Source organism: Microbulbifer maximicatervae (SeqCode), from assembly GCF_052467305.1.
In genome coordinates this window covers 2,120,023-2,135,385 of the sequence record NZ_CP174306.1, presented here as the reverse complement: position 1 = coordinate 2,135,385, position 15,363 = coordinate 2,120,023, and the positions used below count along the sequence as shown (strand labels likewise).

Sequence of the window (15,363 nt, the reverse complement as noted above, 5' to 3'; positions counted from 1 at the left end):
TCCGAACTTCTTCCTTAATATTTCATATGCAAAATTCAGTAAACATAGACCGCGCCGCTATCGATGGCACTATTATCGGTCTGATCACCATCAATACCGATAGCGTTGCTATCTTCGAAAAAAGCCCCCACAGCCAGGGTGTGGCCATCGGCACTGAGGCTTACAGAGGCGCCGAACTGATCAAAGGTATCGGTGTTGCTGGCTTTCACGTAGGCTTGCTGTACCCACTCTTCATCCACACGAGCAAACACATAGGCCGCGCCCGCAACGGTAGCGCCATTATCGAACTGGTCGCCATTAATACCGTTGGCGCTGCTGCTCTCACCAGGGGCCCCAACTGTCAAGGTGTGACCATCGGCACTGAGGCTAACAGAGTAACCGAATAAATCACCAAGCTCAATATTGCTGGCTTGATCGGTACTGCCGGCCTTAAGGTAGGCTTGCTGTGCCCAGGCGTTATTTACCAGTTTAAAGACATAGACAGCACCTGATGAGAAAGCGCTATTGTCGGATTGATCGCCATTAACACCGGTAGCACCGCTGCCCTCGAGATAAGCCCCCACAGCCAGGGTGTAACCATCGGCACTGAGGCTTACGGAATTGCCAAACTGATCATAGGTATCGGTGTTGCTGGCCTTGAGGTAGGTTTGCTGTGCCCAGACGCCATCCACCCGGGTAAAGATATAAGCTGCGCCTGCATAGTCGGCACTATTGTCAGACTGGTCACCGTTAACACCGGTAGTGCTGCTTTCCTCAGAGTCAGCACCCACAACCAGAGTGTGGCCATCGGCACTGAGGCTGATCGATATGCCGAACCGATCACCAGCATCGGTATTGCTGGCTTTGAGGTAGGCCTGTTGTCTCCAGACCTCATCCAAACGGGCAAACACATAAGCGGCGCCTGCAAAGTTCGCTCCATTATCGAACTGATCGCCGTTAATACCGTTAGCGCTGCTGCTCTCGCCAGGGGCCCCAACTGTCAAGGTGTGGCCATCGGCACTGAGACTTACAGAGATTCCAAATCGATCAGAACCATTAGTGTTACTGGCCTTTAGGTAGGCCTGCTGTACCCAGGCGCTATCCACCCGGGTAAAGAGGTAGACTGCGCCCGAATCCTTGGCACTATTGTCGGATTGATCGCCATCAATACCGGTAGCGCTACTGTCTTCGGAAAAAGCCCCCACAGCCAAGGTGTGACCATCAGCACTGAGGCTGATGGATCTGCCGAACTGATCACCAGCATTCGTATTACTGGCCTTGAGGTAAGCCTGTTGCTCCCAGGCGCCATTTACTCGAGTAAACACATAGACTGCGCCCGAATCCGCGGCGCTATTATCGGATTGGTCGCCATTGGTACCGGTAGCGCCACTGTCTTCGCGATCAGCCCCTACGGCCAAGGTAAGGCCATCGGCGCTTAGGCTGATAGAGAATCCAAAATTGTTAACTGAGCCGGTATTGCTGGCTTTAAAGTAGCCAATGCTCGCTACTAGGCTGTCGCTGACAGAGAGCAGGTCTGAGTCACTACACTGTTCTTTCTCTCCGTCGCTGTTGCAAGCCCTCAGTAGATATTGTGCATTGGTGCGGGCGAAGAGGGGAACTTCCAAAGCTAGGGTTCCGTTGCCCTGGGGGATATTCTCAGCGACCGGGCTAAAGCCTGAACTCCCATCGGGGTTTTCCAGCAGGTGGTAATGGGTAGCCCCTTCCGCGTCGGTCCAATCAAAGCGGAAAATCTTGGCCGCCTCGAAGCTCAGGGTGAAATCCTGCACTATGCCAGGGGCGGCAGGTGGATCTTCCGCAGGTGGATCTTCCGCAGGTGGATCTTCTGCAGGCGACTCTGTTGCAGCCGGTTCTTCGTCGACAGTCTCTTTATCACTGGAACCTCCGCTACATCCAGAAAGGATCGAGAGAAGCAGCAGCATTAGTAGAACTTTGTAATATTGAATGGTCATTTTTGTTGGCTATTCGGAGTGGATTAGAAAAGTTGATTATCCTAATAGCCGATTTATTTTCTTTAATTTTCGGGCTTCTATTTTTAGGTTTTAGGCATTATTAGCGAGTAGTTGGTGCTGCTATCACGAGAGGAGTTTAATTGATAAAGCTGCGTGGTGATGTAAGTTGAACCAAGCTGTTGCGTTAATAGGTTTGTCGCCTTGAGGAAGTGCCCTTTTCAGCTTTGCTGACGTGCAGTGTTTCGAAGCCAGGTAGCTGATAAAGTTGCGATTGTTGGTATTTGTAAATTTAAGAATAGGGTGGGAGGGATAAAATCCTTGTATGGAACTAGGGAGTCTCTGAATAACTCCGTGATACCTCTGGCATGCAGAGCGGTTCACAATCAAGGCGCGGCTTCGCAGGAATGTCTAGACCTTTCAAGAAGTCGCAACGCGGAGTGTGAATCGCTCTGCAAGCCCCGAAGGGCGGGCCTTGAAGGCCACAGCTGCTGCGTTGCAGCTCTTGCAAAGGGCTACGGCCATTCGCGGCAAGCTGCGCCTTACATCTGCACCCTTCAAGACCCGCAGAGGCATTTCGGAGTTATTCAGAGGCTCCCTAGCAAGCCGAAATCCGGATTTGTTGCAATATAGGCACCTCGCTAGCCTGGCAGATGAGAGTTACTAATTATAATCATGGTTATGGCTGTTTCTTTTGGAAAAATACAGGTACGCTATTTAGAGTAAACCCCTCCATCCATAGCTGAAATGTATCGGCTGCGAAAGATTACCTCGCCCCGAATTAACCTTCTATATCTTTTAAGAGCCGGTCTTAATACTAAGAAGCCTCTTAATTATTTTGGAGTTGCTCTGCTGTAGATGTTAGTGCAGCTTGCCGTGATTACTCTCATTATCGTTCCCATAAAAATCTGGTGTAGATAAATGGCTCTATTAATCTCATTGATTGCTGATTTAAGCCTTAAAGGCGACCTTGCAGACTGCGCCTTTGCTGGGGGGAGATAAAAGTCTCAGCAAATGGGCTCTCAAAGTAACGATCTATTTCAGGATAGAAAATTCAACAAAAAAAAGCCCAAAAGCTAAAGAGAGAAGATGGGAGAAACCAGATAATGCCGGCATATGGTGAAATCTACAAGAGTTTATGAAAGTGATCATTCAGGCATATAAGGCCATTATTATGGCTGTATTTCTCTCCACCTTTGCTGGCTGTGATGGCGGGTCTAATAAAGACGATACTAGTGGCGAGGATACTGCTGTCGCAGAGTCACCTGCAGAAGACCCACCCGCAGAAGATCCACCTGCAGAAGATCCACCTGCAGAAGATCCACCTGCAGAAGATCCACCCGTAGGGGACCCACCTGCTGCCCCTGGTGTAGTTCAGGGTTTCACCCTGAGCTTTGAGGCGACTAAGATTTTCCGCTTTGATTGGGCCGACGCGGAAGGGGCTACTCATTACCATTTACTGGAAAATCCTGATGGGGTTTCCGGTTTCACACGTTTAGTTGAGAATATTCCCCAGGGTAGTGAGACCCTTGCGGTGCAAGTGCCTCTGCACGCCCAAACAAATGCGCAATATATTCTGCAAGCTTGTAACAAAGCGGGGGAGCAAGATCTCTGCACTGATTCAGACCCCCTCTCTGTGAACGACGCCTTGGTGGAGAGCATTGGTTACTTTAAGGCCAGTAATACTGGCGCTGGCGATATCTTCGGAGTATCAGTCGCTATCAGTGCTGATGGCCACACCTTGGCAGTAGGCGCTATCAGGGAGCAAAGCGATGCGGTCGGTATCAATGGCGACCAGGACAACGATGATGGCATCGGCCCGGCCGGTGCGGTCTATGTGTTTGTACGGATAGATAATAGATGGGTACAAGAGGCCTATATCAAGGCCAGTAATAACAATAGAGGGAATCTTTTCGGTGTTGTCGCTCTGAGTGGAGACGGCAATACTTTAGCCGTTGGTGCACCCTCTGAGAGCAGTAGCACAACAGGAATCAATGGCGATCAAGATAATACAGATGCTACAAGTTCCGGTGCTGTCTATACCTTTACACGTACAGATGGCAACTGGACGCAAGATGCTTATATCAAAGCGAGTAATACAGGTTCCTATGATAGGTTTGGTCGCTCTTTAAGTCTCAGTGATGACGGCCGCATTCTAGCGGTAGGTGCACCCTATGAAGATGGTGGTGCTACTGGTATCAATGGTGATCAAACCGATCCCACTGTTATTCTGACACTCCCTGGAGAAGGTGGTACTTTGCTGGTAGATGCTAGTGGTGATGGTAATAATGAGGATCAGGGAACTAGTGATACTTCGGACTCAGGAGCGGTCTATGTTTTTTCCCATGTTGATGGCTCCTGGGTACAGGAAGCGTATGTTAAAGCGAGCAATACCGGCGCCAATGATGAATTCGGAATTGCCGTCAGCCTGAGCGGCGATGGTTCTACGATGGCCGTTGGCGCAATTGGAGAGGGCAGTAGTGCTATCGGTATTGATGGTGAGCAAAGTAATAATGACGCCGGACAGGCTGGCGCTTGTTATGTTTTCTCCCGTACGGATGGTAATTGGGCACAGCAGGCGTATATTAAAGCCAGCAACACTGATTCAGAGGATTTTTTCGGCCAATCGGTTACCCTAAGCGCTAGTGGTGATATTTTGGCTGTTGGTGCCAACAGTGAAGACAGTAATGCAGTAGGCACTGATGGCGATCAAAGCAATGATGAAGCCAAAGACTCTGGTGCTGCTTATGTCTTTGCTCGCACAGATAATAGATGGGCGCAGCAGGCCTACCTCAAGGCCAGTAATTCAGATGCCTCTGACGCTTTTGGTGAGTCTGTAAGCTTGGCTGCCGATGGTCGAACTCTGGTAGTGGGGGCACCTAAAGAGGACAGCAGCGCAAAGGGAATAGGGGGAGACCAAAATAATAACAATGTTGAAAATGCTGGTGCAGCTTATATGTTTACTCAGGTTGATGGGACCTGGTTGCAAAAAGCCTATTTAAAAGCAAATAATAGCGATGTAGATGATAACTTCGGATATTCCACCAAACTCAGTGCGGATGGATATACTCTAGTCGTAGGTGCAACAAATGAAAGCAGTAGCTCTACCGGGATTAATAGTGAGCCTGATAATAACCAAGCTGAACTTTCCGGCGCGGTTTACATGTACTGATTGGAGTTTAACATTCGGTAAAATCCCATTTTATCTATTTGAAAGGGGTTTTTGTGGAGCTTACATAGTCAATTGGACTCCAGGGGCTTTCAAAAATTATTGCATTCTTAGAGCTCACTGATAAATATGGCTATCTAAGCAGTCCCAACCTAAAGTGTGGCATCACAGTCAAGCACAGATCTTTCAATAGGTCGCAAGGCAGAGCGTGAATCGCTCTGTCTTATTGGGCTCACTTGAAATAAAGTTTACAAAAGAACCCATTTTATTGACTCGCTGCATATCCTTCGTTGGTAAAACCACTGCGACAAGTCCCTTGCCTTCCTAAAACCCCTGATAAGTATTATCATAGTCCTGATAGGCACGTAGGAATGTGGTTTTATGAGTTAACACTTGGTTTCATGAAATCGACACCAAAATCTGATCTAAATCGCTCTTGTAAACGTGATGAGATCTCTCACACCCTGGTGATCCATATTTTGTAAAATCCAGTCTCCTAGGCCATTACGTAATTTCAAAACCTGATCTTCAGGTTCTTCTCTCGCCTTACATACGGCAGAGAATAAACAGTTTCCGTCCGCATCGACATCAACTAGCTGTAGAGATTTTGATTTAAACAGTTGATTAAGCTGCTTGGGATCGGTTGTTTTATTTTCTATCAATTGGAAGTGGTCATCCTTAAGCAATAAGTTAATTGTTTGTGAATCATTATTACTATACTCGTTGCCGAACTTCTGAGTAGTATTCATATTTGCGCAGACTACATTGATTGGGACCTTAAGGAAATGAGAAAGTAATCCTGGAAATAGATCTCCACTTTTCCCAGCCCAAGCTCCGTCAGTTTTGATATAGGTCACGAGATTTTGAATCCATTCTTCCTGTGATAATTCAGGATTATCAATCCACTCCGCGTCAGATAATCCGCAATTCTGATCAATCGTCTGAAATACCGAATGTGGTTGCCCTTTTGCAGGAGTGTTAGGCCAATTGGGTCTGGTAAGAGCCTCCCCTTTACATATTGAATTTGGGAGTTGAGCCTCGAAAGTGTCTGATAGTTTGTAATTTTCCTGCTGTGGCGACAAAATATATTTTGAAGCCTTATAAGCCATGTGGGCTAGCATTTTAGTCTTTTGGAAACTGCTGGAAATTTTTGAGGTTGACTCACCCACATCAGTTTTTTGGATCTTATTAATTGTTGGTAACTTAGGTATTTTAAAAGAAAAAAATGACACGGTTAAAATCCCAGGAAGTTCATTGATGGAATATGGAGGTGAGCTGATTATAATATCTGCAGCATGACAAATTCAAAATTTCAATTGAAAATAGTGGATAGAAGTGCTTAAGCTTTTAATCAATCCATCTATATTTCAGCTAGTGTTTTCTCCGCTCTTTGTATGGCCGTGTTAACAATATTTATTTTCTGATCAATACTTGCAGAGCGATCGTCTCCTATGACTTGGGTAAGGTAATCCATAAGGTCAATAAAAGTCTGTTTAAGGGGGGCTGAATTCATGGTGGGATCTATGTTGCTAATAGACTTTGGGGCATCTGCAAATATATCTCTTGTGCTGCCGTTAACCGTAGTCTGAGAACATTCTTGCAGGTGAGTAGAGTTGCTTACATTTGCCTGAGAGAGTTTTAAAGAGACTTGCGTGTTATCAATGTCTGGATTTTCTCCGATTAAATCACTATTATCTTTTGTGGTTGCAATTTTAGACATATTAAAAATTATTAACCTCAGTACGCTGTTTAATATTGACAAATGTCAGTTTTTTAGATGTGTTTCGGTTTAAGCGGAAATACCTTCTTGATCCCTACTAAACACAAATACATTTTCAAGTCGACCAATCGCAATTTATAGCTAGATACCACTTAAGTCTTCCCATTATATTTATACAGCTTTAGCTGAATAACCCAGATTATTATCTAAGGTTAGCGTGTTTAAAAGTGAATCGCTTTAGATTTTAGCTTCTTTTTTTGATTATTAGTCATTTTTTGTTGTGGTAGCTGTTAGGTGAAGAATCTCTTCCACAAAGAGGTAAGACGGATGCCTAACCATATGATTCCAGTAAATAGTGAGCACAGCATTCAAGGAAAATCTTGTGCTTCCTATAGGTTTCCCACAGAATATTTGAAGCCTCCAACGGCATTGATGATTTTGGGGGTATAGTAAATGGGGCAGGTGGCTTCTTTTGACTTTAGTGGCGAAGGACAAGAAAAGCCCACGCTTGAGCCAGGCTGGGAATAGATTCCTCTATGTTCGTAAATATATACGGTCCCGATTGGGGTCTACTCTTTCCTTCCACACATTTAATGTGACTCTACTATCCTCTCGCACGGCGATGAGCTTTTATCTTTAAGTTTTATAGATCAAGCTTGCTAATTATAAATCCCTAAGAGGAATATCCAGATTTTAAGTGGAAGACTTAATACATATCGGTCTACAGGCTATGTGAATAGAGTGGCCGGCCTCAGATAAGGGTAGGGGAAGAGAGATGAGTGTTGAATCTACTTTAAGAAGATTTTTGATCCATATCTAAACATATATGGAGCTCAAGGTACATTTGGTTTCATATGTAACTTTAATTGATGCTGATACCTTTAGAGTGTGCCAACTCTACAACCGCTTGATATATATCAAATTTCATCAAAATTTTGAGCTAGAAGAGTTCAAACGGTGGTTCAAACGGTAGTCGTATTTAATAGTCTCGACTGTTGGGGTTACCGCTTATATCTAGTGGTGCTGAAGTGAATAACCATAGGTTGCTTGATGGATAATTCTACCTTATGGGCTGGAAATAGAAGTTTAAACTTAGTTTTACCCCCTGGGCAGCTTAAAAGTTTGTGGAGTAGCGCGCTGTATGCCGATGCGGGTAGGCTAAAAGCCAATCAATCTAATAACTATCGTACAGCAAGGTTCAAACCTTTGGGCCTGGATTGCAAGCTATGCTCGCAGTTGTAATGAAACCTAAGTGGTCTGGTCGATTACCATAGTTCAAGATAATGCGGTTAACGATTTACAAAAAAATGCCTGAAATCAAAAAAAAACCATGAGAAATCTAAAGCGATAAGTTTATAGCTACGTACTATTGATGCTAGATCAGATAGTAATTGATAGTTGGGAAGGTGGCTCTCTAATAGAGTCCAGTGCTGTTGAGCTTGGCGGATACATAAATTTACTGATCATGCTGAAAATTGCCTGGGTATAAATAAGAAAGGAAAATGAGATGGAAGATAGTCTGGTGTCAGTAAACTCGATTATTCCCAGCAGTACTTTATCGAGTGATTCACTGACAAAAACTGTCAGTAATTCAGCTGTAAATGTAGGTGGCTCTGATTCATGGATGTTTGGGTCCTCTAACTTGCGCTTAGATGATAACGGGGAGATCAGACTTGCTACAACAGAAGAGCTTCTGAGTGAGACGAGAAGTTCTCCGTCAGCAATGGTTCAGGTGCTCTCAACTGGAGCGGACTTGTTACGCTTTGATGCGAATGGCTATTACCAGGAAGAGGTTGATGCAATTGCAGCATTGCATGCCCAATCGGACAAAACTCCCGAGGAAATAGCGAATGATGTTCAGCAAGCTACGGTAGCTTTGCGCAATAAGATGAGAGAAGACATTAAATACGGTGTATTTACCGTTAATGATTCTGGTCAGGTGTTCCACAACGGAGTAGAGATTCCGCCGGAAAGTGTTGGCTTTGAACTCAATGCACTACTGATAGAGTCACTTACTGACAAAGTCTCAGAGCTCACTGCACTAAAAAGTCAGATTGTATCTGTCGACGGGTGGCTTCAGGAGGCACTTGCTGAAAGTGGTGAAGATGAGATAACAGCCACCTATGAGTTCATGCAAAGGATATATGTTGAAGAAAAACGGACATGGGAGAATGGAACACAGGTTCCGGGGGCTGGTGATTGGGAGCGATCAGAAGTAATAATGGCATCGGAGTCGATGTGTGTATATAAAGTAGCAGACGGCAGAACAGATTTTGATGACTTTGCTCTCGACAACTTTCCAGAATTATTCGATAACTTACACACCGATAGACCCGGTGAAGCATTGATGGATGAACTATGGTACGACTATGAGCAGCTAATGTCCGATTCAGATTTAAATCTACCAGCCTGGTGGACTGAAGGAGAAGGCTCAGAATTTTTTTCTAGTGATATGATAAGAGGTGAGGATTTATTGGCCGAGGCAAACATTGCCAATAAAAACCTTTACTGGGAGACAAGGGATGACGGCCTTGCTGGTGGATATAAGTATCGATGCTGGGTGCAGACCTCAACCTTTGATAGACGAGTACTAAATTCCACCTCATTTTCGGCGGCAAAAGAAAATATCAATTCGCGAGTGTCAACTCTGTCAACTTTAACCGAACAGTTGGGCACAAACATGACTGTTGATAACACCAGATTCAATAACCTAATAGAGGCAATGAACAACTACAATAAATCTGTACTAGATTCATTGAAGAGGTTTTCTGTAATTTAAGCATGCTGAGAATGATATTCCTAAGGTGAAAGAAAGTGTCTTTTAATAAAAGCCCTAAGAGCAAAGTAAAGTTTGAATCAGAGGCAGGACTACATCGTTGCCAGCAAATATTAAGTGAAGTAAAAAACGCGATAAATTATAGTGATCTCCTTGAAGCCGGATTAACACGTTCGTTAGGGTGTTCCCGCCATCAATGGGCGCAGAGAATACGGGATACTTATGGTGAGCCAGGCCTAGACGAGAAGCATATAGCAAGAAAGTTAGTGGAAGAGCATATATATAAGAAGGATCCGGAATCAATCGTTCCAAAGCCGAGAACCTTTGTTGTAGCTAATCCAGTATAAATAGAGCAAGCAGATGTTACAGCAAAGTAAAGTCCCATCTTTGTTAGACGAAATATCCACGAAAGATTGGAATAACTTTTTGGAGCAAGGTGGAACGCTAGCAGACGCTCTTGAGATGACTCGTGAAGAGCTTAAAACAATATATGCCCTAGCTTATCAGAAATATCAAAATTGTAACTATCAAGAAGCACTACCTCTTTTCCAGCTTCTATGCCAATGTAATCATATGGAGTCTAAGTATTTACTAGGGCTAGGAGCCACTAGGCAGGCTTTATCTCAGTTTGAATTAGCTGGTGAAGCATATAGCCTGGCCGCAATCTTAAATCCATTCGACCCAAGACCTTCATTCCATGCGGCTGAGTGTCATTTGGCGTTGGAGAATTGGATGCAGGCTGGCAGTGGTTTTGAAATGACAATGTTGAGGTGTGAGGGTAAGCCTGAATTTGAAACCTTGAATAAAAGAGCTGTGAAAAAATTTTCTTCTGTTAAGGAGAAGTTAGGGATAGAAGATAGCAAAGAGGAAAAAAATAATGATACTAAATAATATAAATCCACAAGTTCTCAATAAAGGCAGTCAGAGTACAAGCGTTCAGGATTTGTCACAACAGAGCTTGGAGATTGCACAGCGTGAAAAATCAAAGCTAGAAATGGGGGCCTTGGCGCCTATTGCTAGGAGTGCTGTAGTTGGTAATTCTCAACAAGTCGAACTGGATATTCCAGATTCAGACGAGGACAAAGGTAGTTTTTATTCAACATTAACCGATGCACTATCAAGATTGGCGGGGCTGATGGGAGACATGGCGGACACCGTCCAGTTCGAACTCCAGTTTAAACGACAGGAAATTAAGAGAGTTCTTGAAGAGAAACTGAGAGACATCAAAGAAAATGCTGAGCTTGAGCAGGAACGAAAGAAAAACGAAGAAGAACTAGCAAGGCAAAAGAAAATACTAAAAATATGTGGGGCTGTATGTAATTTTTTCATGGGTGCTGCGGAAATGGTTGCCGGTGCTTGTATGGTTGTAGCTGGCGTTGTCAGCTTAAATCCGGCGCTGATAGCTGGAGGTGTTTGCCTAGCTGCAGCGGGTGCAGTGGAAGTTGCTGAGGGGGCGGTAAGGCTAGCCAATGGTAGCGAAGAGATGATCTCTCGCCTGTCAAACGCTTCTACAGGCCTAATGGTTGCAGGTGTCGCTCTTGTAACATTCGGTGCGGCGGCACCGGCTGCTAGTGCTATGGTTGGTGCCAAAAAGGGTATTAAAGAGGGGGCTGAAAAAGGTGTTGAATCAGCAGTTAAGAAGGGAGTAAAAGAGGGCGCTGAAAAAGGAGCCACGGAAGCAGCAGAAAAAACGGGCAAGCAGAGCATTGAAAAAAGTGCTAAAGAGTCTGTGCAGGACACTGCCGAGGAAGCTGGTAAAACAATGGCTGAAAAATTTCGGGATAGAGGAATACAAGTAGCTGCTACCTCAGGTTCTATTGCTGTTGCTGGAAATGGAGCGAAAGAGATTTATGCTGCCATAAAACAAAAGGGGTATGAGCAACGGGAAGCAGAATTAGATAATGAGATAAAAGCTTTACAAGCGCGCCTAGAAGGTATTGAAGCAAAACAGGAGTTTATCAATAAGCTTATCCAGCTGTTGCAAGAGCAGTGGACAAGGGCAATTATTAGCCCGGTTCAGGATGCGGTGAAAGTTTTAAATAATGCAATTCAAGATCGCGCTGGTGTTAACATGCGGATTGCTGCCAGTCATGGCGTTTGAGGAATTAAAAGAGCGCGCTATGTGGGATTTTTAGGGCGAATCATAGACTCAGCTGAATGTAAGATTAGGTAACAAATAGATTAGGTAAGTGTTCCTGTAACCCTAAGTAAGATCCACTGCTCATGTGTATCCCTTTATTGGAGAAAGTAATAGATCAGTGGTTGAATGAGAAGTTAACACAGCGATTACAGTTTAAATATATGTTTCTTTTCAGGCTTGCTCATTCTTAGTTTATAAGCGTGTTTTGTGCTATAGGCGATCGCTGAGTTAATGGAAGCAAGTGTGAGCATAAATAGATAGTGGTTTAGTAATAAACAGTGGAAAACAACAATACTTCCTCTTGTGGGAGGCAGAATAACTTGACATATAATGAAGCAGTTGTAGAGTGCCAACATTGTGGTGATTTATTTGAGTTGAAGACTCTGTTATTACCATCTGGCCACTCTATTTCCTTCACATTTTCACCATTTGTTAATCTGGTCATGATGGTAACGGGTTCTGCAAACATTATATCGTATCAATCGAGTTTTGAATTGACGATGGGGCAGGTATGGTTGGCTGGCTCAGAAGAAGAATATAAGTTGAGTAATAATGGAGGCGATCAGGAAGCGGTGTTAATATGCGTTGGAATCCGGGAGGCAATGCTAGCGCGATTTTATGAACGGCACGACAATGCACTACTTCGAAAAACGCAAGCGTTGAATGTTGTGAAATCCATGCTTCCAAGAGGAAAAGCACCAATTGTCTTTCCGAGTTGTGATCTAACTAAGCTAACTTTAGATTCATTTCAATTATTTAGGCAGCTGGGAGACGATCGGTTAAATGCCTTGAAGCTGGAAGAGTTACTTCTCCTGAAATTAAAAGGTGATCACGGACAAATACTTGCTAGCGAACTCCTAAATCGGGTTAATCCTGCTCAGGAAAAATTCAGACGTTTTATGGAGGCGAATGTTACTAAGAATTGGACTATTGCTACATATGCAGAACATATGGGTATGAGTCTGACTTCTTTTAAAGATATGTTTGGGCAGGTATTTAAAGAATCATCCCCGAAAATGTGGATTAATGAACGGCGACTTCGCCATGCAGATATACAATTACGCACATCAAGTAGGCGACTTATAGATATTGCTGTAGAAAGCGGCTTTTCGAGCCAGTCATATTTCACACAGCTTTATAAGTCGAAATATGGTATTGCCCCTTCGGAAGCGAGGCAAAAGAGAATTTAGATGATTTCTGAAAATTTTCAAGGTGCTTCCGATACTCGAGGTGATCCAGAATCAGTATACCAGTTCGCGGGAGCATTTAGATTCTGCAAAGGACTGTAAGGTCGAGGGTAAATTACTCTGAAAACCTAACTACGGGGGGCTTGAAGCCCTCAGTTCATGTATGGAACAGCCCAAGTCAATCGCTGCTAACTGTGCCTTTAGCCTACAACTTTGACCTGCAGAATTGTTGAGAGGCCCATTAAGGTGAGTATCCGCTCTACCATCAAAAATTCTTTAAATTCTATGGGGCGCGATAACTAGACGCAAATGCTAGTGGTATTTAAATAGTGATTAACACTACGAAAAATGATGCACGAATTCACTTTTGTCTGAGCAGAATGCAAATTAATGTGCTATATGATACTGAAGCTATGCGGAGTTTCGTCGGATAGACTTTGGGCAGTTCAATTCTAGCTACGACATCAATTCTTGGCTACCAAAGCTCATTGGGAGTCATCCAACTAAACTGAGTTTAGTACTGATCGAAAGAATCAATGGGCATCCCACAGAGAGTTTTATGGCACTGAATATGGCTGCCACTGCCAATGCCTATACTATCTTTGCTCCATTATTAACTAATAATAAACATAAAGAGTGTGACCCTAATTGCATAAAACCATACAAGTAATCGGTGGTATTTGGATATGAAAATTAATATCGGCATGAATGATACCATTGGGTTCAGCCAGACTATCGATTCAATAGATGCTTATTTATATTACCATACTTCAACAGGTAATTTTCTATATGGAAAAAAATAGATGGGAAGGGTTTGAAATTAAAGATGTGAATTTGCATGTTGCAAAGAACTGAACTTGCTTGAAGAATCGCCAAGGCCTTACTGAACTATGAGAGGCAGATAGATTATAGGTGTAGTTTAGGGGAAGTAGAGTATCCATTCCGATATATAAAACTATCTTAGGGTCGTGAAAAGCGCCTACCTGGGTTTAGATGAAGTATTTATCGGTCCTCCCTTCTGACCACCTTAATAACTTATGAATTGGGAAAAAGTATATTCCGATATAGGGGCAGTGCACCTTAAGATTGCTAACTACGGATTTAAAGCGGTGAAAGTGGAGGTAATCAATTATGGAAAATTTATAGTCGAGCACAAAATATCTATTTGTATTTATGTGAGCTGCGATACAGTGAAATAAAATTAATTAAAACCCGCCTGGGAATATGTAAATATGAAGACTATCTATCAAGCCATAAAGACTTGTGAGAGAAGGGGCGTTGAAGAACTGCAGATCGACAAAGTTAATAAGCCGAAAAGCACTATAGGAAAAATATGTGCAAGAATAACGAACATTTTTAGTAAATTACCATCCCCTAGAAGTCACCCTCCTAAGCCAGATAGTATTACCCATTCACCTGAGGGAATGGAAGAAAAATTAATGGGGGCAAATATTCATTTTTCTGGTAAATATACAGGTGTGGCAGAGGGTGAGGTCAAGGCTCCCGATAACTTTGTGGGTAAGTGCGAAGAACATTTGAAATGCACAGAGAACCTTCTAGTTAATGATGGCATAAGGGCCTATCCGAATGTTTTATTGTCGACTTTTATGAATTTTAAAGAGAATGTAATAGAACCTTTGATATATGAGGTGGAGAAGTTAATGGAATGTAAAGAGGAATTAGGAGAAAGGCTAACTAGTGATGCAAATATTAATATAATTAATCTTGAAGGTGATATAAAGTCATTCTTAAGTAAATATAAATCAAATTCTTCGGGCAAATCAGCAGCAGATAGCTTTAAATCAAATCCTTCGGGCGAATCACCAGCAGAGATCTTTATATCAAGTATTGGACACGCAAAGAAACTTTTGGCAACTTATAAAACAATCGATGTGACTTTAAACATTGAAGAGGCTATATGAGTGGATAAATAGAATATAGTAGTCAAATACTGTGGCTCCCATTATTGAATGTAATGGGAGTTTTACTTTATAGGCTTGGTTAATTCAAGTTTTACAAGTGAATAGTATTTTCGTCATGTTGTTGTGGGAAAACAAAACGGCTGTATATGGGAAAACTTTTGAGTAGTATTTTTAATGATTGACAGACAGCCCTTAAGGTTCTGGTAGATCATTAAGGTAGGTATTTTTTAAATTCTAATATGCTTAAATGAATTTTTGTTGTCGCTCAACATTTCTGCTCTTTAGATTGATCTGCACTCAGGCAGGAATATTTCGGTGCTGTAAGAAATTAATACCTAAATTGTGAGTCTCTAAGAAAGCAAGATCTGAAGGGTGACGTTATTGTGTTACATGTCATACAAGATACAGTTGGCCCTCTAGATTCGGCATACCTAGTATTTATAATCTCCAAGAGCTACAGAAATAATATCAAATTATTTATGAATATCCAAAAAATATCGATA

General features: G+C 43.0%; 10 protein-coding genes. 7 read left to right on the top strand and 3 right to left on the bottom strand.

Annotated elements, in window-relative coordinates; all coding sequences use genetic code 11:
- Window positions 1-35: 35 nt before the first annotated feature.
- Window positions 36-1,949, bottom strand: coding sequence for a histidine kinase (locus tag ACJJI4_RS09540; RefSeq protein WP_444927881.1), 1,914 nt, complete (start codon window positions 1,947-1,949; stop codon window positions 36-38).
- Between the two features lie 1,135 nt (window positions 1,950-3,084).
- On the opposite strand from ACJJI4_RS09540, the gene ACJJI4_RS09535 reads away from it, so the two are divergent.
- Entirely contained in the window at window positions 3,085-5,118 is a 2,034-nt protein-coding gene (locus ACJJI4_RS09535; RefSeq protein WP_444927880.1) for an FG-GAP repeat protein, read from the top strand.
- Between the two features lie 422 nt (window positions 5,119-5,540).
- Here the strand turns inward: ACJJI4_RS09535 and ACJJI4_RS09530 are convergent, their stop codons facing one another.
- Together ACJJI4_RS09530 and ACJJI4_RS09525 are read right to left on the bottom strand one after the other, a co-directional pair.
- Entirely contained in the window at window positions 5,541-6,347 is an 807-nt protein-coding gene (locus ACJJI4_RS09530) for an OTU domain-containing protein (RefSeq protein ID WP_413662033.1), read from the bottom strand.
- A gap of 128 nt (window positions 6,348-6,475) precedes the next feature.
- Window positions 6,476-6,835 carry a hypothetical protein gene (locus ACJJI4_RS09525; protein WP_444927879.1) on the bottom strand — a complete coding sequence of 120 codons (360 nt, stop codon included), beginning with the start codon at window positions 6,833-6,835 and terminating at the stop codon, window positions 6,476-6,478.
- Between the two features lie 1,507 nt (window positions 6,836-8,342).
- Between ACJJI4_RS09525 and ACJJI4_RS09520 the strand changes: the two genes are divergently transcribed.
- The 6 genes from ACJJI4_RS09520 (at window position 8,343) to ACJJI4_RS09495 (ending at window position 14,860) form a co-directional block, all read left to right on the top strand.
- Window positions 8,343-9,614 carry a hypothetical protein gene (locus ACJJI4_RS09520; protein ID WP_413662031.1) on the top strand — a complete coding sequence of 424 codons (1,272 nt, stop codon included), beginning with the start codon at window positions 8,343-8,345 and terminating at the stop codon, window positions 9,612-9,614.
- A 35-nt stretch (window positions 9,615-9,649) separates the two neighbouring features.
- A complete protein-coding gene (locus tag ACJJI4_RS09515; protein ID WP_413662030.1) occupies window positions 9,650-9,958 on the top strand; it encodes a hypothetical protein in 309 nt (102 codons plus the stop codon).
- A gap of 13 nt (window positions 9,959-9,971) precedes the next feature.
- Complete coding sequence (locus ACJJI4_RS09510) at window positions 9,972-10,502, top strand: SycD/LcrH family type III secretion system chaperone (protein WP_413662029.1); 531 nt, start codon at window positions 9,972-9,974, stop codon at window positions 10,500-10,502.
- A complete protein-coding gene (gene sctE, locus ACJJI4_RS09505) occupies window positions 10,489-11,712 on the top strand; it encodes a type III secretion system translocon subunit SseC family protein (protein ID WP_444927878.1) in 1,224 nt (407 codons plus the stop codon). The genes ACJJI4_RS09510 and sctE overlap by 14 nt, the downstream gene beginning before the upstream one ends.
- A gap of 359 nt (window positions 11,713-12,071) precedes the next feature.
- On the top strand, window positions 12,072-12,941 hold the full coding sequence (locus tag ACJJI4_RS09500; protein ID WP_413662027.1) for a helix-turn-helix transcriptional regulator: 870 nt from the start codon (window positions 12,072-12,074) through the stop codon (window positions 12,939-12,941).
- 1,229 nt (window positions 12,942-14,170) lie between these two features.
- The gene (locus tag ACJJI4_RS09495; protein ID WP_444927877.1) at window positions 14,171-14,860 is read left to right on the top strand and encodes a hypothetical protein; all 690 of its coding nucleotides are present in this window, start codon (window positions 14,171-14,173) and stop codon (window positions 14,858-14,860) included.
- Window positions 14,861-15,363 lie beyond the last annotated feature (503 nt).

Excerpts from the sequence above, each read along its gene's own strand:
- ACJJI4_RS09540 (WP_444927881.1), bottom strand. The coding sequence starts at position 1,949 with ATGACCATTCAATATTACAAAGTTCTACTAATGCTGCTGCTTCTCTCG.
- ACJJI4_RS09535 (WP_444927880.1), top strand. The coding sequence starts at position 3,085 with ATGAAAGTGATCATTCAGGCATATAAGGCCATTATTATGGCTGTATTT.
- ACJJI4_RS09525 (WP_444927879.1), bottom strand. The coding sequence starts at position 6,835 with ATGTCTAAAATTGCAACCACAAAAGATAATAGTGATTTAATCGGAGAA.
- ACJJI4_RS09520 (WP_413662031.1), top strand. The coding sequence starts at position 8,343 with ATGGAAGATAGTCTGGTGTCAGTAAACTCGATTATTCCCAGCAGTACT.
- ACJJI4_RS09510 (WP_413662029.1), top strand. The coding sequence starts at position 9,972 with ATGTTACAGCAAAGTAAAGTCCCATCTTTGTTAGACGAAATATCCACG.
- sctE (WP_444927878.1), top strand. The coding sequence starts at position 10,489 with ATGATACTAAATAATATAAATCCACAAGTTCTCAATAAAGGCAGTCAG.
- ACJJI4_RS09495 (WP_444927877.1), top strand. The coding sequence starts at position 14,171 with ATGAAGACTATCTATCAAGCCATAAAGACTTGTGAGAGAAGGGGCGTT.